We start from the raw sequence: 17,263 nt of genomic DNA, 5'->3' as shown, positions 1-17,263 counted from the left end.
GCGATCAGGATTCCGCAGGCGGGGTGCCGAACAGCTTGAACGTCGCCATGCCGACGGCGACGGGATTGCCGTCTGCACCCTTGACCATGCCTTGCAGATAGATGATCGAGCGTCCGGCGCGCTGCACCGAGGTGCGGCAGATCAGCTCTCCGCTGCCGCGGTTGAGATACTGGATGGTGATGCTGAGGGTCGAGCTGATCCGGGCGTTCGGGCCGGTGCCGCAGGCGGCCAGCCCCAGTGAATGATCCAGCAGCGCCGAGATCGCCCCGCCGTGAACGTCGCCCTTGCGGTTCTTGTAGATATGGTCGGCGGGCATTCGGACCACGGCCTCGTGCCCTTCATGCGAGAGGATCTCGAAACGCAGATGATCCACGAAGGGCGCGGAGTCGGGATAAAGCAGCGTCGGCATGGCGAATGTCTCTCTTGTACCGGCGCGCAGCCTAATCCGGTTTTGATGATCTGTCGATTATGCATTATATTTTATTTGAGGGAAAGCGTATGGATCTTGGAATCACAGGCAAGCGCGCGCTGGTCGTCGGCGGCGGTTCCGGTTTGGGGCTGGCCTGCGCCGAGGCGCTGGCGGCCGAAGGCGTGGCCCTGACTCTGTTCGCCCGCGACGGCGACAGGTTGCGGGCGGTTGCCGCCGATCTGCACGCGCGTTTCGCCGTGGAGATCCGGGTTTTCGCGGGCGATCTGACGCGGATGGCAGATGTGCGGAATCTCGCCGCGTCGCTGACCGGGACGGAAGCGCCGCAGATCCTGGTCCTGAACACGCCGCGCCCGCCCAGCCCGATGCGGGATTTCCTGGCCGAGACCGAGGATGCCCGCTGGCAGGCTGCCTGCCGCGACCAACTCGAGGGCGCGCTGAACCTGCTGCGCGTCGTGCCGCCCCTGATGCTGGGGCGGGGCTGGGGCCGGATCATTGGCATTACCTCGGCCAGCGTGAAGCAGCCCATGCCGCGCCATGCGATCTCGTCCATCTTCCGCGCGGGGGTGCAAGCGGCGCTGAAGCATCTGGCCAGCGAACTCGGCCCCGAGGGGATCACGGTCAATGCCGTGGCCCCGGCGACGATCCTGACGCCGACCTTCGCGCAATATCACGACCTGGAGGCGCGGGTCCGCCCGTTGCCGCTGCGCCGTGCGGGCACGGTTCAGGAACTGGGCGGGACGGTGGCCTTCCTCGCCTCGCAGCAGGCGGGCTTCCTGACCGGGCAGGTGCTGCAACTGGATGGCGGCATGACGACCTCGCTGGTCTGATCCGTGGTGGTTCGGTTCAGACGACGCCGTCGGCACGTAGCCGCGCCAGCGTCTCGGCGTCGATGCCCAGCAGATCGTCCAACACCCGCGCGGTGTCGTGGCCAAGCGCCACGCCGGGCCGGTCGCCCCCGGTGGCCGCCCCTGAGAAGCGGATCGGCATGCCAGGGCCAAGCGCCGGAACCGGGCCAAGGTCGGGATGTTCCAGCCGCGTCAGCGCGCCCGAGGCCAGCAGGCCGGAATCGGCCAGCACCTCCTGCACACGACGGACCGGGGCACAGGGCACGCTGAACGCACTGTTCAGGCTGTCGGTCACCTCTTGCGCGGTCAGGGTCGAGGTCCATTCCTCGATCCGCGCGACCAGCATATCGGCATTGGTCACGCGCCCGCCCCGCGTGCCGAAGCGCGGGTCCTTCGCCAGTTCCGGGGCGCCCATCGCGGCAAACAGCGCGTGGGCCAGCTTGTCGCTGGGGGCCGCGATGGCGACATGGCCGTCGCGCGCGCGGAAAAATCCGAAAGGGCCGATCCGGTTCTGGTGGTTGCCGCTGCGTGCGGGCTGGTCAGGCGCCAGCAGCACGTCGAAATGCTCCATCGCCAGGATCGACACCATGGCGTCCAGCATGCTGACCCGCACATGCTGGCCCTGGCCCGTGCGCGACCGCTGCAGCAGCGCCGACAGCGCCCCCGACAGCGCGAAATGCGCCGCCATCAGATCCGCGACCGGCAGGCCGATGCGCTGTGGCGGGCCGTCGGCATAGCCGGTGGCATCGGCGAGCCCGCTCAGCGCCTGCACGATAATGTCGGTGGCCTTCAGGCCGGGAACCGGACTTGCCTCGCCCAAGCCCTCGATCGAGGCATAGACGATACGTGGGTTGATCCGCCGCGCCACGGCATAGCCGATCCCCAACCGGTCGATGGTGCCCTCGCTCTGGTTTTCCACCACCAGATCGGCCTTGGCGACCAGATCCAGAAAGATTTTGCGCCCTGCCTCGGATTTCAGGTTCAGCCCCACGCATTTCTTGCCGCGATTGCGGGCGAGGGTGGACAGCGACAGGCTTTCAGGTTCGGAGCCGGAAGGCGAAAACCCTTCCGGGCCGAAGAAGGGCGGGTTCAGACGCGCGACGTCATTGCCATTCGGGCTTTCGATGCGGATGACCTCGGCGCCCAGGCCCGCCAGAAGCGAGGTGCAATAGGGGCCGGCCAGCGCGACCGTCAGGTCCAGCACGCGAAAACCCTGAAGCGGGCGGGAAAGCGGAGAAGATGTCATCGTGTCCCCAGATCAAGCATCATGCATGATTTTACCGATTTTGACGCGATGTAACACCCTCAAGAGAGGGAGTTTACCTTCCTGCACATCATCAAGGCCGGATCAGCGGTTTCTCCTATACCGCCTCAAGGCTGCGCATACTTGTGAAATGGTCTCATCTCGCCTTTGCTGGATGCCAAACAGGGCAAGAGGCCCGCTAGAGGAGGAACCGCTATGTCCACAGCCGCGCCAGCCGGGTTTACGCGCCCCAGCTTCGTCTCGGGTCAGAAAAAGCTGCTGATCGGCGGCCGATGGGTCGAGGCGCTGTCCGGCCAGGGCATCGACGCCATCGACCCGGCCACCGGCCAGGTCATGTGTGCCATTGCGCGGGGCGAAGCGGCGGACGTAGATGCTGCCGTTCGTGCCGCCCGCCGCGCCTTTGAAGGCGACTGGCGGCGCTGGACTCCGCATGACCGCCGCAAGTTGCTATTGCGGGCCCATGACGTGATCATGGACAATTTCGAGGAACTTGCCCTGATCGAGACGCTGGACATGGGCGCGCCCCTGCTGCGCACGCGGGGGCTCAAGGAGTGGACCTCGCAGGTGCTGCAATTCTATGCCGGTCAGACCGGGGCGGCGGTCAGCGAGGCACCGCCGAACAACCTGCCCGGCCATTTCCTGACCTTGAAGCAGAAGGCGCCGGTCGGTGTCGTCGGTGGCATCGTGCCGTGGAACGGACCGGCCATCGGGCAATGGTGGATCTTCGGTCCGGCCCTGGCCGTCGGCTGCACGGCCGTGGTGAAGCCGGCCGAGGATGCCTCGCTGTCGATCCTGCGGACGGCCGAACTGCTGCAAGAGGCGGGCGTGCCCGACGGGGTCATCAACGTCGTCACCGGCTATGGCGCCGAAGCCGGGCAGGCGCTTGCCGAGCATGAGGGGGTGGATCGGATTTCCTTTACCGGTTCGGTCGGGACCGCCCGCAATATCGTCCACGCCTCGGCCGGGAATCTCAAGCGGTTGCAGCTTGAGCTGGGCGGCAAGTCGCCCGATATCGTCTTTGCCGACGCCGATCTGGACAAGGCCGTGCCCGGCGCCGCGATGGGCGTCTTTACCAACACCGGCCAGGTTTGCGTCGCGGGCACGCGGATCTTTGTTCAACGCGCGATCAAGGACGAATTCGTCGAACGGATGCGAGCCTTTGCATCTGGCCTGCGCATTGGCAACGGGCTGGACCCGCAGACCCAGATCGGCCCGATGGTGTCGCAGCGCCAGCTTGACCGGGTGCTGGACTATGTCGGTATCGGCGGCCGCGAGGGCGCGCGGCTGGCGGTGGGCGGCAACCGCCTGGGCGGCGCGCATGCGGGCGGCTTTTTCATCGAACCCACGGTCTTTGCCGAGGTGACGAATGAAATGACCATCGCCCGCGAAGAGATTTTCGGCCCGGTCGCATCCGTGATCGCCTTCGACGATATGGAGGACGCGCTGCGGCTGGCCAATGACACGCCCTATGGATTGGCGGGGGGCGTCTGGACGCGCGATCTCTCGACCGCGCACAAGGTGGCGCAGGGGATCGAGGCGGGCACGATCTGGGTCAACTGCTATGGCGTACTGGACCCCTCGATCGGCTTCGGCGGCACCAAGATGAGCGGTTTCGGCTGGAAAGGTGCCCGCGAGCATGTCGAGGGCTTCCTGTACCAGAAGGCCATCTACATGAATCTGGATTGAATCCGCGGATGACTCGGCCGTAGCAAAACACCGGCGCATGTCGCCGGAGTTCGCATTCCGAAAGCGGGGCGGCGGTCGATTCCGCCGGCCCGGGTCCGTCTAAGCCCCGCTCACGCGTATTTCGTGGCCAGGTCCTTGGGCAGACCGATGGATTTGATCTCGACATAGGCGTCGAACCCTTCCAGCCCGGCCTCGCGGCCGATGCCGCTTTTCTTGAATCCGCCGATGGGCGCGTGGAAGCCCACGCCATTGCCGTTGATCTCGACCGTGCCGGTCTGGATGCGGCGGGCGATCTCTACGCCGCGCTCGGGGTCGCCGGTAAAGACCGAGCCGTTCAAACCGTAGATCGAGTCATTGGCAATGGCGATGGCGTCGTCCTCGTCCTCGTAGGGGATGACCGCCAGGACGGGGCCGAAGATCTCTTCCTGCGCGATCACCGCCTTGCGGCCAACATCGGCAAAGATCGTCGGCGTCACGAACCAGCCGCGCTCGGGCAGGGTGGCGGGATTGGCCCAGGCCAGGCGCGCCTCGGCGCGGCCCTTGTCGATATAGCCGTTCACGCGCTCGCGCTGGCGGCGGCTGACCATGGGACCGATCTGGGTTTCGGCCTGGCGCGGATCGCCGACCGGCATCGTCGCCATCATCGCCGACAGCGCCTCGAGGAATTCGCCCTGACGGCGCTTCGAGACCAGGATGCGGGTCTTGTTGCTGCACACCTGGCCCGAGTTGCGCAGCGCGTTCATGCGTAGGCAGCCGACGGCATGGTCGAAATCGGCGTCGTCGGTGATGATCGCCGCGGATTTCCCGCCCAGCTCCAGCGTCAGCCGCCGGATCTGCTGGCCGCAGAGCGCGCCCAGATGCTGGCCTGCCGCAGTCGAGCCGGTGAAGGTTACCTTGTCCACATCGGGATGCATGGCCAGATATTCGCTGACCTCGCGGTCTGCGGGCACGATATTGACGACGCCTTCCGGCAGGCCGGCCTGGGACAGCATCTCGGCCAACAGCCACGCGCTCAGCGGCGATTCGGGCGCCGGTTTCAGGATCACCGTGCAGCCGGAGAGCAGCGCGGGCGCCAGCTTGATCATTGCCGTCAGCAGCGGCGCGTTCCACGGAATGATGGCCGCCACCACGCCGATGGGCTGGCGCAGCACCAGCCCGTTGCCGGTGGCCGATTGGCGCAGGGTCTGCCATTCGTAATCCGGGGCCATATCCACGAAGGCGTCGATCAGCAGCCGCGCACCGACCGATTGCATGGATTTCGACAGGGTGATCGGGCAGCCCATCTCCTCGGTCACCTGTGCCGCGATGTCGTCCGCGCGCTCGGTGAAGAGGACCGAGAGGCGACGCAGCACCGCGCGCCGTTCCTCCAGCGCGAGGCGGGGCCAGGGGCCCTTGTCGAAGCCCCGACGGGCGGCGGCGACGGCGTGGTCGATGTCGGCCCGGCTACCCGAGGGCACCTCGGCGATCACCTCTTCGGTGGTGGGCGAGATGACGGCGATGCGTTCGCTTCCCTGCGGGGCGATCCATTCCCCGCCGATGAACAGGCGGTCGTATTTTCCTTGCCAGACCATGGCGTCCTCCTCGAGTAAGCTAATCTAACGCATGATAGAATGTTCCGATGCGACCTGTCGCGTCCCTTGGCTGCGCCGAGTCGCGGTGCAGGGCATAGGCCGGCCCTATTCCGTCCCGTCCTTGCCGGCGATGAAGTCGGCCATGATCGACACGGCGGCATCGACCATCTGGTCGCCGTTCGCCGTCCGGCAGCCCGCCGCCCGGGCTTCGCGCAGAAATGCGGTTTCGCCATGCCCGGCGATCACGTCGCCGACGAACATCTCGGGACGCAGCAGGGTCGGGTCCACCGGCAGTGGATCGTCGTCGCTCATGCCCAGGGGGGTGGCGTTGCAGACCATGGTGCAGCCCGCCGGATCCGCCGGGCCGGTGGTGACGCGGCCCTTGCCCAGCGGCGTCAGGCTGGCGACAAGCTGCGCCGCGCGATCCGCGTCGGTGTCGTGGATGATCAACTCGGCCACGCCCGCATCCAGCAATGCGATGGCGATGGCGCTTCCCGCGCCGCCGGCGCCCAGAAGTAGCGCCCGCGCGCCCTGCGGCCTTGCGCCATTGTCGATCTGGGCGCGCACGAAGGACAGTCCGTCCATGATGTCGCCATGCCAGCCGCCCTTGGCGTCGCGGCGCATGACGCTGACCACGCGAAGCAGCCGCGACCGGGCCGAAACCGAGGCGCAATGCGCGAAACCGGCGGTCTTGTGCGGCATCGTCACGAGCACGCCGTCCACGTTCGGCACGCGCGACAGCCCGTCCAGAACGGCCGCGAGCGCGTCCTGCGGCACCTGCATGGGCACGCAGATGCGGTTTTCGCCCCGGATACGAAATTCCTGGGTCATCGACACTGGCGAGCGGGCATAGATGATCGGATCTCCGATGATCGGCACCAAGCGGGTTCTTCCATCGAGCCCTTGGTTCATGAGCCTGTCCTGATCAGTTGCATCCTTGGCAGACTTGGTCCGCTCGACGTTGAAGCCAAGCCTTTCATGGCTGAGGCATAGGCAATTGCCATGGTTCATGAAGGGCCAAGCTTTGACAGAGGGCGGCATAGGCCATCCCGATGGTCGCCATCGCCTCAGGCTAAGGCCGTTAGCATCCGCAATTGTTTCGTTTGACGCCAGCCGAGCTTCCTTCTTATCACCGTCTGGTGACGACACAACGTCACGCTGAACCGTTCCACGAGGAAGAACGGGCGAGGGAGAGATCACCGATCCAACGGCATCGGCAAGGCGGCGATCGTCGTAGGACGGCCGGCCTGAACGATGCTTGCACGGGCGGCCACCGCAAGGTTGGCCGGCGGGCTCCTCTTGTCCTGCGCTGACGGAACACACCCCACCGTGGGTCTGCACGCTCTGGGAGGAGTATTGATGAGGATAACCAGTCTGGGACAAATGGGCATGATGGCCGCAGTGGCCGCCGGCATCGCCGCCGTGCCCGCCGCCGCTGAAACGCTCGAGGAACGCGTGGCAGCGCTGGAAGCACGGGAAGCCGCCGCTGCCGCCCCCGTCTCGCCCACCGGCTTCAACCTGACCTTTTACGGTATGGTCAAGGGCGACCTGATCTATGACAACAACTACGACCTCGGCAACGCCACCACTGGCATCGCCGCGGTGACCGGCGCCACGCCGGAGGATTCCAGCAGCCGCGCCCATGCCTACCAGTCGCGGATCGGCGTCAAGGGCTCGCAGATGACCGATATGGGCGAGCTGAAGTTCAACATCGAGGGCGATTTCTTCGGCAGCGGCGGCGGCAACTTCCGCCTGCGTCATGCCTATGGCGAATTGGGCGGGCTGCTGGCCGGCCAGACCTGGAGCCTGTTCACGCCGGTGTCCGAGCTGCCGGCGCTGATCGACTTCCATGGTCAGTCCGGGCAAGCCGGCTATCGCTCGCCGCAGGTCCGCTATACCTATGTCACCGGGAATACCAGCGCGGCTTTCGCGGTGGAACAGGACTACTCCAACTGGGGGGGCCGGGTTGCCCTGGTGGGGGCGCTGACGCAGAAATTCGACTGGGGCAGTGTCAAGCTGGCGGGAATCTCGCGCAAATTGGACCGCCTGGACGGGGGCGAGGCAAGCTCCTGGGGTGCCACGATCAGCGCGAATGCCAAGCCCTGGAAGGGCGGTCTGGTGCAGGCATCCTATACGACCGGCGAAGGTATCGCCTCGCTCCTGCCCTATGGCGGCTATGCGGGGCAGCAGGCAACGGCAACCTCGACGCAGACGTTCTACGAACTCGATGCCAACGGCAAAGCCATCGGCACCAAGGGCGTCGCCTTGGCGGTCAGTCACGAGATTTCGCCGCTGTTCGAGGTCGGGGCCGCCTATGGCGTGAGCAAATACGACGAACAAGCCGGTGCCCTGCCGACCGGCACCGACCGCCTGAGCGCGCTGCACTTCAACGTCAAATACAAGCCGGTGAAGCCGGTGGTGCTGGGCGCGGAATACATCCGCTCGGAGCGGCGCCAGTATGATGGCGCCAAATTCGACGACGATCGCATCCAGCTGTCGGCAGCCTTCAACTTCTGATCTGCCTCCCGGTCTCTCGTGGAAGACTTCGTCGGTGTCCCTCGTGGCACCGGCGCTTTTCGTCCGCTGGCCGGCCAGGCATGCACCCCGATCTAGTGGTGGCAGGCATAGGACCAGCCGATGGCCGGATCTCATCTGGGCATTGGTGAGAAAGCTTCTACCTGCTATTTGTTAGATAATCCGTAAGCTCATTCAGGGAGAGAGCAATGCTTACGACCCAGACCCGCAACAGGGTCATGTCAATCGTTATCACCGCTGCCGTCATGTCCTCGCCTGCCTTCGCGCAGGATTGCGAAGTCAAGCTGGGCGCGGTCGGGCCGCTGTCCGGCGCTGCCGCCGCCTGGGGTCTTGCGGCCAAGGACGGTGCAGAATTCGCCGCGGCGCTCGTCAACAAGGAGGGTGGGCTGCCGCTGGGCGACGAGAAATGCCAAGTCAAGGTCGTGTCCTTCGATTCCCAATATACCGCGGCCGGGGGGTCGGCAGGCGCCAACTTCCTGGAAAGCAACGGCATCCATGCGACCGTTGGCCCCGTGGGTTCACCCGAGACCACGGGCTTCCGCCCCGTCGCCGCACGTTCGGGAATCGTGAACTTTTCGCCCTCGTATATGCGTGACGTGATAACGCCCGAGTTCCCTCTGGCTTTCCACGCGCTGCAGGCCCCGATCACCTGGGGGCCGATCCTGATCCCGCGCGCCAAGGAACAGTTCGGATTCGATTCGGTGATGGTGATCGCTCCGAACGACCAGGGCGGCACCGATGCCAGCGGTGTTCTGGCCAAGATGTACACTGAGGCCGGCGCCAAGGCGACCGAGGAGTATTACCAGCGCGGCACGACCGATTTTTCGCCGCTGGCGACCCGGATCATGCGCCAGAACCCCGGCGCCGTCGAGGTGTCGACCGTGCCGCCGGGCGATACAGCCATCCTGGTCAAACAGTTGCTGGAAGCCGGCTATGACGGCACCATCGGCAGCCTTGGCGGCGGCGGACTCGCCCCCATCGTCGAGGGCGCGGGCAGCATCGAGGACCTGACCAATGTCTACTGGCTTGAGGTCAGCCCTTCGGACGCGCCGCAGATCCTGAAGATGAAGGAGGATTTCAAGCAACTCATGGGCCGCGATGCCCCGGTCAACCCGCTGTTTCCGGTGCTGGCCATATCGGCCGAAGTTATTCTGGACGGTATCTCGAAGGCCGGTACCGATCAGGACGGCGAAAAGATCGCCGAGGCCCTGCGCGGCATGACCCCTAAATCGCGCTACATGGGCGAGGCGGGCTGGCGCGGCAAGACCGAGTACGGGATCAATCAGGAAGTGACCTTCCCGCCGGGGCTGGGCATGATCGTGGACGGCGAGAAGCAGCCGACTGCGATCATCGAGATTCCTTCCGAATAGTGCGCGCAAAGGGCGCGGACGGCCGCGCCCTTTGCCCTTACCAAAGGACAGCAGAATGGACGCGATCCTCTCGACCGGCCTGATCGGGCTGAGCCTTGGCGCACAGTATGCCATGATCAGCATCGGCTTCACCCTGATCTTCGGAATCATGGGCGTCATCAACTTCATGCATGGCGGTGGTTACGTGCTGGGAGGCTATTTCACCTTCCTTCTGGCCAAGGTTCTGGGCCTGCCCTTCATCGTCGCCGTGCTGGGCGCGGTCGTTGCGGTGGCGGTCATCGGTTATCTGATCGAGGTGGTCTTCGTCGACAAATACACCGACGACCATACCGCCTCGATGCTGATCACGCTGGGGCTTTACATGATCATGTCCACCATCCTGGGCAAGATCGCCGGGCATGAGCCGGTCAGCGGATTCCGTTTTCCGGTGCGCGGCTCGATGCGCTGGGAGGGGTTCTATTTCCCCTATTCCAGCGCCATCGTGCTGCTGGTCTGCGCCATCGCCATCGGCGGAGTCTACTGGCTGATCTATCGCACCCGATACGGTGTCGCGCTGCGGGCCATGGCGGACGACCGCAGATGCGCGACGGCGCAGGGCATCCGCCCTGCGGCGATGTTCCCGGCGGCCTTCGCGCTGGCCATGGCGCTGGCGGCCCTGACCGGTGCGCTGGTGACGCCGATTCTGTCGCTGGACCCGCATGTGGGCGAGCCGATGCTGCTGAAAGCCTTCATCGTCGTGATCCTGGGAGGCCTGGGCAGTGTCTGGGGCGCGACGCTGGCGGCAATGATCGTTGGCATGGTCGAGGCCTATTCCAGCGTTTTCCTTGGCGGCTCCAAGGGGGCGCTCGTGCTGTTCGTCATCGTCCTTGTGATCCTGCTGGTGCGGCCCGAGGGGCTGGTCGGCAAGCAAATGCGAAAGGCCTGATCGATGACCCCCAGGCGAGATCGAGATTTCCGCGTGGATGGGCTTGGCGTTGTGGCTTTTGCGGCGCTCTTGCTGGTGCCGATGGTGCTGACCAACAGCTTCGCCTTCTCGATGACCAATCAGGTCGCCATCGGCGCCATGGCTGCGCTCAGCGTCTATGTCATGCTGCGGATGAACCTGCTGTCCTTTACTGTCCCGACGTTCATGGCGGTCGGCGGCTATACGGCGGCGATGCTGGCGACGAACGGCGTCACCAATCTTTTTGTGCTGCTGCTCGCGGCGGCCGTGGTGCCAATGATCGTCGCCGTGCCGCTGGGTGCGCTGGTGCTGCGGTTGCGCGGCGTGTATTTCATCTTCTTCACCTTCATTCTGAACGAGGTGGTCCAGGTCGCGATCTTTGAAACCCCGGGCCTGACCGGCGGCTCGAACGGCATTTCAGGGGTGCCGACGGCGACGCTGTTCGGCATCGGCTTCGAAAGCCCGGCGCGGGTGCTGGTCGTGACCATCCTGACCGGCATCGTTGCCGCGGCTCTGGCGCTGGTCGTGACGCAAAGGTTCCGCGCCGAGTTCACCTCGATCGACGAGAATGAGACGCTGGCGTCGAGCCTGGGGGTCGCGGTGTGGAAATACCGTTCCATCGGCTTCGTCGCCTCGGCAGGCGTGGGCGGGCTGGCGGGCTTTGCGCTGGTCCACACGCTGTCCACCGCACATCCCAGTTCCTTCACCTCGATGTCGGCGATCAATTACCTGGCCTATGCCTTTGTCGGCGGGCGCACGACGATGCTGGGCCCGATCGTAGGCGCGGGGCTGCTGATCGTGATGTCGAACCTGTTTGCGGGGCAGGGTGCCTGGTCGGCCGCGCTTTACGGCACGCTGCTGGTCGCCGCGGTCATGCTGGCGCCGAGCGGCATCGTCGGCGAGATCCGCCGCCGGCTGTCGCGCGGGCGCGCCGCAAAGGAGACCTCCGCATGAACACCGAAGCATTGCGTATCGAAGGACTGACCAAGGCGTTCGGCGGCCTCAAGGTCTTCAACGGCATCAGTTTCGGTGTCCAGCCGGGCGAGGTTCTGGGCGTGATCGGTCCGAACGGCGCCGGCAAGACCACGCTGGTCAATGTGGTCTGCGGGCTGATCCCGCAAACGGACGGCAAGGTCTGGCTGGGCGCGCGGGACATCACAGCCATGCCCTTTCACGCCATCAGCCGGCTGGGTGTGCTGCGCAGCTTCCAGCAGACCAACACCTTCCGCAGCGCCACGGTCGAGGAGAACCTCTATCGCGCCCGCCGCTTCAGCCAGGGACAGGAGATCGACCTGGAGCCCCTGGTCCGCGACTTCGACCTGGCACGCCATATGGACGAGGAAAGCGGCTCGTTGCCCTATGGCAAGCAGAAGATGCTTGGCCTGCTGATGGCATTGGCACCGCGCCCCCGCTTCCTGCTGATGGACGAGCCGGCGGCAGGGCTGGAACGCAGCGAGCGCGGCCAGATCGACCGCTTCATCAGCTTCGCGCAGCAGGTGCTGCAATGCGGCATCGTCATCATCGAGCATGACATGGATCTGGTGAAGCGGTTGTGCCCGCGCATCCTGGTGCTGGAATCGGGCCGCATCCTGGCCGAGGGCGCCCCTGCGGACGTGCTGTCGCAGAAGGCGGTGATGGATGCCTATCTGGGGAGCGACGGCGATGAGTGAGATCTTGCGCATCGACGATCTGGTGGTGAATTACGGCGGGATCGAGGCGCTTCGCAGCGTCAGCGTCAACGTCGGGAAAGCCGAATCCGTCTTGCTGGTCGGTGCCAATGGCGCCGGCAAATCGACGCTGATCAACACGATCATCGGGCTGGTCCAGCCGCGTGCCGGCAAGGTCTGGTTCGACGGCGCCGACATAACCGCCATGCCCTGCGCCGAGCGCGGCCGCATTGGCATCGGCTATTCCCCGGAAGGGCGGCGCATCTTCAACTCGCTGACGGTTGAGGAAAACATCATGGCGGGATCCTTCGGCATTCCGGCCCGCGAGGCCGCGCGGAATCTCGACTGGATCATGGACACCTTCCCCATCGTGAAAGAGCGCCGCAAACAGCCTGCCAACCAGATGAGCGGCGGGCAACAGCAGATCGTGGCCATCGCGCGGGCCGTGATCTGCATGCCCAAGCTTTTGCTGCTGGACGAGCCTTTCCTGGGCCTTGCACCGGTGTGGATCGGCCAGGTCGGCCAGGTGATCCGGGGGTTGCAGGCACGCGGCACCGCGATCCTGATGACCGAGCAGATGGCCCGCCCCGCCCTGAAGCTGGTCGAGCGCGCCTATGTTCTGCGCAGCGGCGAGATCCGCCGCAGCGGTCCCGTCGAGGCGATCCGCGAGGTGGCCCTGGCCGAGGAGTATCTGTAATGGCGCAGCAGGGCGAAAAGCGGCTTCACGGGCGCGAGGAAGAGATCGTCGATCCCGACCTGCCGATCATCGATTCCCATCACCACCTGTTCGACTTTCCGCATTACCGCTACATGCTGGACGACTATCTGGAGGATGCGCGGGCCGGGCATAATATCGTCGCCACGGTCTATGCCGAGATCCAGGCCTTTGCCCGCAAAAGCGGCCCCGAGGCGCTGCGTCCGCTGGGCGAGGTCGAATTCGCCAACGGCATCGGCGCCATGTGTGCCGGGGGGCAATACGGCCCGCGCGTCGCCGCCGCCATCGTCGGTCATGCCGACCTGCGGCATGGCGCGGCCATCGGCGCATATCTGGACCGCGCGATGGCCGCGGCGCCGGACAGGTTCCGGGGCGTGCGTCAGGTCACCATCGAACATCCGGACGAGATCATTCATCGATATATCACCCATCGCCCGCCGACCGGCGTGCTGGCGCATCCGGGCTTTCGCGCAGGGGTGACCGAACTGGCGCGGCGTGGCCTCAGCTTCGATGCGGCGGTGTTCCACAATCAGCTCGGCGACATCGCGGAACTGGCGCGTGCCTTCCCCGATATGCCCATCGTCCTGGACCATCTTGGCCTTGCCATGGGCCTGGGTAAGGACGAGTCAGGCATGACCGAGGTCTTTGCGGAGTGGCGGGCCGCCCTGCGCGCCCTGGCGGAATGCGGCAATGTCACCTGCAAGATCGGCGGCTTCGGCCTGCCCTTCTGGGGCTTCGGCCTGCACGATTCACCTGGCCCGGATGCTTCCACGCGGCTTGCGGCGATTTGGGCGCCCTATATCGAGACCGCCGTCGAGGCATTCGGCGCCGATCGCTGCATGATGGAAAGCAACTATCCGCCGGATTCACGCTCCTGCGGATTCGTCCCGCTGTGGAATGCGCTGAAGCGCGTCACCCTGGGATGCAGCGCCGAAGAAAAGCAGGCGCTTTACAGCGGCACCGCGCGGCGGGTCTATCGTATCGAACTGCCGGAATAGGCGAAAATGGCCCCGCCCGCCTGTCCGGGCGGGGCGGGCGCGATTACTCGGCCGGAACCGGTTCGAGCTTGAGGGTGCGGGCGAAGAAATCGCCCAGAACCTTCGATGCCTCGGCCACCTCTTTCTCGCCGTCGTAAAGGTCCATGTGGTTTGCGCCTTCGACGATGTGGACTTTCTTGTCCGCGCTGGCGGCGCGGGCAAACAGGTCGTCGCTCATCCATTTGCTGCCAGCCACGCTGCCCGCGACGATCTGCAGGGGCTGGGTCAGGAAGGCCTCGGCCTTGGCATAGGCGTCATAGGGGATGATCTGGGTCAGGCTGCGCGCGGTGGCAAAGCCCGGCGCGGTCGGATATTCGGCGCGCGGCGTGTGGTAGTATTCCCAGGCCTGGCGCAGTTCCTCGTTCGGGGCGTCGGCTTCCTTCAGTGGCGCCAGCGGGATGGTGGCAACCGGGGCGCCGCTGGCATCGCTGCTGCGGGCATCGGCGCCGGCCTTGATATAGGGCGCGGCCTCGGCATCCTTGACGCTGTTTTCCCAGCCGTTGCGAAACATCGAGCCGATGTTCACCGCGCTGACCGTGCCAAGCGCCTTGATGCGCGGATCGTTGATCGCGGCATTGGCGCTGTAGCCTGCGCCGGCGCAGATCCCCATGGCGCCGATGCGGTCGGCATCGACATAGGGCAGGGTGGTCAGGTGGTCGATGACGGCGCTGACGTCTTCGGTGCGGATATGGGGGTTTTCAAGCTGGCGCGGCTGGCCGCCCGACTCGCCCTGATAGCTGGCGTCATAGGCGATGGCGACAAAGCCCCGCTCGGCCAACTTGCGGGCATAGGTGCCGGCGGTCTGTTCCTTGACACCCCCGCCGGGATGCGACACCACCACCGCCGGATATTTGCGGCTTTCGTCAAAGCCTTCGGGAAAGCTGATGACGGCCGACATGTCGAGGCCGCTGTTCGAATTCTTGAAGCTGATCTTGCCCATGGTTTTCTCCATCTTTTGGGGGCCAGCATCCTGACCTGAAGAAAAGATAGCGCGGCCCTACTTATTGAACTATGGCTGATAATTGCATGGACCTATCATCAGGATAATGAATGAAGCGTGAGGATCTGGCCGACCTGGCCGCTTTCGTCACCGTCGCGCGCGAGCGCAACTTCACCAGGGCGGCCAACCGCCTCGGCATGTCGCAATCGGCGCTGAGCCAGATCGTCAGGCGCCTGGAAGAGCGGTTGGGCCTGCGCCTACTTGCGCGCACCACGCGTAGCGTTGCCCCCACCGAGGTCGGCGAGCATCTGCTGGCGAGCCTTGGCCCGATGCTGGATCAGATGGACAGCGAGGTCGCGGCCCTGAGTCAGCTTCGCGACCGGCCTGCGGGCACGATTCGGGTGACAACGGTCGAACATGCGGCCAAGACTTTCCTGACTCCCGCAATTGCGTCGTTGCTGTCGCAATATCCCGACATCAGGGTCGAGATGACCATCGACTATGGTCTGACGGATATCGTTGCCGATCGCTATGACGCGGGGGTGCGGCTGGGCGAGCATGTCGCACGGGACATGATCGCGGTGCGAATCTCGCCCGACATTCCCATGGCCATCGTCGCCGCGCCCGCCTACTTGGCCCGCCATCCCGCGCCTGCGGCGCCGCGCGATCTGGTCGATCATCGCTGCATCAACCTGCGGCTGCCGACCTCGGGTCTGCTGAACAATTGGCGGTTCATGGAAGATGGCCAGGAAACCAGGGTGCAGGTCGAAGGCCCGCTGATCCTGAACACGATTGACCTGATCCTGGATGCCGCGCTGGCCGGGGTAGGATTGGCCTATCTGCCTCTGGACCAAGTCCAGCCCAAGGTCGAGGCGGGGCAGTTGATGTCGGTCCTTTCGGACAAGCTGCCGCCGCTGCCGGGCTATCATTTGTACTATGCGAACCGCCGCAACGCCTCACCCGCGTTCCGGTTGTTTGTCGAGGCGGTTCGCTATCGCTCGCGCGGTGGCCGTCAGGCCGACTGAAGGATCTGGCTGCCCTTGGGGTCGCCCAGATAGCGGGCATGCAGGTCATAGCGCTCGACCATCTCCTGCAAAACCTGGGTCAGCGTACGTTCGACCGTCAGGCTGACCATCGAGACCGGCCGGCTGCGCTTGCGTGTCAGATAGGCGGTACGCTGGAAACCGGGATTGCGGATCTTGACCAGTGCCAGCCGGCCGGTTGCGACCGCATCGGTGACAGGAGCATGCGGCAGGATCGTATAGGCGCTGGCGCGACCGACCATCTCGATGATCTGCGACAGCGAATCGATCTCGACGATGACGTTCAGGTTGATGCCATTGGCGCGGGCAAAGCGTTCGATGGCCAGGCGCGCGCTGTGCGGCAGGCCGGGCATGACCAGCGGCAGCTCGCCCAGCTGCGCTGCGTCGATGGCGTAGCTGCCATCGGGCTGGGGCAGGGCGGGCACGTCGTCGGCCGCTGCGATCAGGAAGATTTCCTCCTCCAGCACCGGTTCGCTCTGGAAGCTGGCACTGGGCGGCGCGCTGTAGACAAAGCCCAGATCAACCTGCTCGGCGTCGATCCATTCCAGGATATGGCCGGTCAAGCCCTCGGACAGGTGCAGCTTGATGCCCGGGGCCTCGACGCGCAGCGTCTCGGCCAGCGGGATACCGACCAGCATGCTGAGCGACGGCGGCAGCGCCACCGAAACGGTGCCTTGCAGGTCCTGCCCCAGCTCACGGACGCTTTCTGTCAGCGCCTTGGCAACCTCGATCAGTTTGTGACCTTCGCGGGTCAGCAGCCGCCCGGCCTCGGTCAGGGTGACGCCGCGCGGGCCGCGGATCGCCAGCTTGGTGTTCAGCCGCGTTTCCAGCCGCGCGATATGTTCGGACAGCGAGGGCTGGGCCAACCCAAGCGCGTGGGCTGCCTTCGAGATTGAGCCGTGCTTGGCCAGCATCAGGAAATAATCGACATGCTTGATGTCGATATCGGCGACAGTGGTGCGAAGAGACTTCGACATGACCGGACCCCCTCCCCAGGGTCGAGATGAGTCAAAGGGCATGGCTATGAGCATAGGCGCTTTTCTTTCTCACTACAATACTAACGTGTGTTAGGTAGAATATTTCCTGCATGCGATTTAGCCGGCCGGCGAAGTGCCCTCATAGGGAAAGCCGATAAGAGCACGAGGCAAGCGCGTCTGGTGGCGTCTGCAATGCCCGTTAGAATTGCGGCCATCGCGTGGCGCCGAGGCTGCCAGTGC

At 65.1% G+C, this 17,263-nt stretch carries 16 protein-coding genes; 10 read left to right on the top strand and 6 right to left on the bottom strand.

The annotated features are described in order from the left end of the window. Window positions 1-4: 4 nt before the first annotated feature. On the bottom strand, window positions 5-409 hold the full coding sequence (locus L632_RS23005; protein WP_051476484.1) for a PaaI family thioesterase: 405 nt from the start codon (window positions 407-409) through the stop codon (window positions 5-7). A gap of 89 nt (window positions 410-498) precedes the next feature. Here L632_RS23005 and L632_RS0117300 point away from each other — a divergent pair, with 89 nt between their 5' ends. Further along, window positions 499-1,257, top strand: coding sequence for an SDR family oxidoreductase (locus tag L632_RS0117300; protein ID WP_028717254.1), 759 nt, complete (start codon window positions 499-501; stop codon window positions 1,255-1,257). 16 nt (window positions 1,258-1,273) lie between these two features. Here L632_RS0117300 and L632_RS0117295 read toward each other — a convergent pair whose 3' ends face one another. Continuing rightward, window positions 1,274-2,521: a CaiB/BaiF CoA-transferase family protein gene (locus tag L632_RS0117295; protein ID WP_028717253.1), complete on the bottom strand. Its 1,248-nt coding sequence runs from the start codon at window positions 2,519-2,521 to the stop codon at window positions 1,274-1,276. Between the two features lie 213 nt (window positions 2,522-2,734). Here L632_RS0117295 and L632_RS0117290 point away from each other — a divergent pair, with 213 nt between their 5' ends. Continuing rightward, a complete protein-coding gene (locus L632_RS0117290; RefSeq protein ID WP_028717252.1) occupies window positions 2,735-4,225 on the top strand; it encodes an aldehyde dehydrogenase in 1,491 nt (496 codons plus the stop codon). 110 nt (window positions 4,226-4,335) lie between these two features. Here L632_RS0117290 and L632_RS0117285 read toward each other — a convergent pair whose 3' ends face one another. Both L632_RS0117285 and L632_RS0117280 read right to left on the bottom strand, forming a co-directional pair. Then, window positions 4,336-5,796: an aldehyde dehydrogenase gene (locus L632_RS0117285; RefSeq protein ID WP_028717251.1), complete on the bottom strand. Its 1,461-nt coding sequence runs from the start codon at window positions 5,794-5,796 to the stop codon at window positions 4,336-4,338. A 105-nt stretch (window positions 5,797-5,901) separates the two neighbouring features. Beyond that, entirely contained in the window at window positions 5,902-6,675 is a 774-nt protein-coding gene (locus L632_RS0117280) for a shikimate dehydrogenase (RefSeq protein WP_232220999.1), read from the bottom strand. Between the two features lie 480 nt (window positions 6,676-7,155). On the opposite strand from L632_RS0117280, the gene L632_RS0117275 reads away from it, so the two are divergent. The 7 genes from L632_RS0117275 (at window position 7,156) to L632_RS0117245 (ending at window position 14,024) form a co-directional block, all read left to right on the top strand. Continuing rightward, window positions 7,156-8,313 (top strand): DcaP family trimeric outer membrane transporter, encoded by a 1,158-nt coding sequence (locus L632_RS0117275; RefSeq protein WP_156933687.1) that lies wholly within the window; start codon window positions 7,156-7,158, stop codon window positions 8,311-8,313. Window positions 8,314-8,519: 206 nt separating this feature from the next. Then, a complete protein-coding gene (locus tag L632_RS0117270) occupies window positions 8,520-9,701 on the top strand; it encodes an ABC transporter substrate-binding protein (protein WP_084648143.1) in 1,182 nt (393 codons plus the stop codon). Between the two features lie 55 nt (window positions 9,702-9,756). Further along, entirely contained in the window at window positions 9,757-10,626 is an 870-nt protein-coding gene (locus L632_RS0117265) for a branched-chain amino acid ABC transporter permease (RefSeq protein WP_028717247.1), read from the top strand. A 3-nt stretch (window positions 10,627-10,629) separates the two neighbouring features. Beyond that, window positions 10,630-11,598 (top strand): branched-chain amino acid ABC transporter permease, encoded by a 969-nt coding sequence (locus L632_RS23000; protein ID WP_084648142.1) that lies wholly within the window; start codon window positions 10,630-10,632, stop codon window positions 11,596-11,598. After that, on the top strand, window positions 11,595-12,314 hold the full coding sequence (locus L632_RS0117255; protein ID WP_028717246.1) for an ABC transporter ATP-binding protein: 720 nt from the start codon (window positions 11,595-11,597) through the stop codon (window positions 12,312-12,314). The genes L632_RS23000 and L632_RS0117255 overlap by 4 nt, the downstream gene beginning before the upstream one ends. Next, window positions 12,307-13,008, top strand: a complete 702-nt coding sequence (locus tag L632_RS0117250; RefSeq protein ID WP_198021844.1) for an ABC transporter ATP-binding protein — start codon at window positions 12,307-12,309, stop codon at window positions 13,006-13,008. Before L632_RS0117255 ends, L632_RS0117250 begins: the two co-directional genes overlap by 8 nt. Next, window positions 13,008-14,024 carry an amidohydrolase gene (locus L632_RS0117245; RefSeq protein WP_028717244.1) on the top strand — a complete coding sequence of 339 codons (1,017 nt, stop codon included), beginning with the start codon at window positions 13,008-13,010 and terminating at the stop codon, window positions 14,022-14,024. The genes L632_RS0117250 and L632_RS0117245 overlap by 1 nt, the downstream gene beginning before the upstream one ends. 43 nt (window positions 14,025-14,067) lie before the next feature. Here L632_RS0117245 and L632_RS0117240 read toward each other — a convergent pair whose 3' ends face one another. Further along, the gene (locus tag L632_RS0117240; RefSeq protein ID WP_028717243.1) at window positions 14,068-15,003 is read right to left on the bottom strand and encodes an alpha/beta hydrolase; all 936 of its coding nucleotides are present in this window, start codon (window positions 15,001-15,003) and stop codon (window positions 14,068-14,070) included. Between the two features lie 110 nt (window positions 15,004-15,113). On the opposite strand from L632_RS0117240, the gene L632_RS0117235 reads away from it, so the two are divergent. Beyond that, window positions 15,114-16,028, top strand: a complete 915-nt coding sequence (locus L632_RS0117235) for a LysR family transcriptional regulator (protein WP_028717242.1) — start codon at window positions 15,114-15,116, stop codon at window positions 16,026-16,028. Here L632_RS0117235 and L632_RS0117230 read toward each other — a convergent pair. Then, window positions 16,016-17,023, bottom strand: coding sequence for a LysR family transcriptional regulator (locus tag L632_RS0117230; RefSeq protein WP_028717241.1), 1,008 nt, complete (start codon window positions 17,021-17,023; stop codon window positions 16,016-16,018). The genes L632_RS0117235 and L632_RS0117230 overlap by 13 nt on opposite strands. Window positions 17,024-17,263: the final 240 nt, after the last annotated feature.

Source organism: Paracoccus sp. J39 (assembly GCF_000518925.1).
GTDB lineage: Bacteria > Pseudomonadota > Alphaproteobacteria > Rhodobacterales > Rhodobacteraceae > Paracoccus.
Note: the sequence above shows the minus strand (reverse complement) of the source record. Positions and strands in the feature narration are given on the sequence as shown.

Bases quoted from the DNA above. Each gene is read 5' to 3' on its own strand.
- L632_RS0117230 (WP_028717241.1), bottom strand. From the start codon at position 17,023: ATGTCGAAGTCTCTTCGCACCACTGTCGCCGATATCGACATCAAGCAT.
- L632_RS0117235 (WP_028717242.1), top strand. From the start codon at position 15,114: ATGAAGCGTGAGGATCTGGCCGACCTGGCCGCTTTCGTCACCGTCGCG.
- L632_RS0117300 (WP_028717254.1), top strand. From the start codon at position 499: ATGGATCTTGGAATCACAGGCAAGCGCGCGCTGGTCGTCGGCGGCGGT.
- L632_RS23005 (WP_051476484.1), bottom strand. From the start codon at position 409: ATGCCGACGCTGCTTTATCCCGACTCCGCGCCCTTCGTGGATCATCTG.
- L632_RS0117275 (WP_156933687.1), top strand. From the start codon at position 7,156: ATGAGGATAACCAGTCTGGGACAAATGGGCATGATGGCCGCAGTGGCC.
- L632_RS0117255 (WP_028717246.1), top strand. From the start codon at position 11,595: ATGAACACCGAAGCATTGCGTATCGAAGGACTGACCAAGGCGTTCGGC.
- L632_RS0117270 (WP_084648143.1), top strand. From the start codon at position 8,520: ATGCTTACGACCCAGACCCGCAACAGGGTCATGTCAATCGTTATCACC.
- L632_RS0117265 (WP_028717247.1), top strand. From the start codon at position 9,757: ATGGACGCGATCCTCTCGACCGGCCTGATCGGGCTGAGCCTTGGCGCA.
- L632_RS0117285 (WP_028717251.1), bottom strand. From the start codon at position 5,796: ATGGTCTGGCAAGGAAAATACGACCGCCTGTTCATCGGCGGGGAATGG.
- L632_RS0117295 (WP_028717253.1), bottom strand. From the start codon at position 2,521: ATGACATCTTCTCCGCTTTCCCGCCCGCTTCAGGGTTTTCGCGTGCTG.
- L632_RS0117290 (WP_028717252.1), top strand. From the start codon at position 2,735: ATGTCCACAGCCGCGCCAGCCGGGTTTACGCGCCCCAGCTTCGTCTCG.
- L632_RS0117245 (WP_028717244.1), top strand. From the start codon at position 13,008: ATGGCGCAGCAGGGCGAAAAGCGGCTTCACGGGCGCGAGGAAGAGATC.
- L632_RS23000 (WP_084648142.1), top strand. From the start codon at position 10,630: ATGACCCCCAGGCGAGATCGAGATTTCCGCGTGGATGGGCTTGGCGTT.
- L632_RS0117240 (WP_028717243.1), bottom strand. From the start codon at position 15,003: ATGGGCAAGATCAGCTTCAAGAATTCGAACAGCGGCCTCGACATGTCG.
- L632_RS0117250 (WP_198021844.1), top strand. From the start codon at position 12,307: ATGAGTGAGATCTTGCGCATCGACGATCTGGTGGTGAATTACGGCGGG.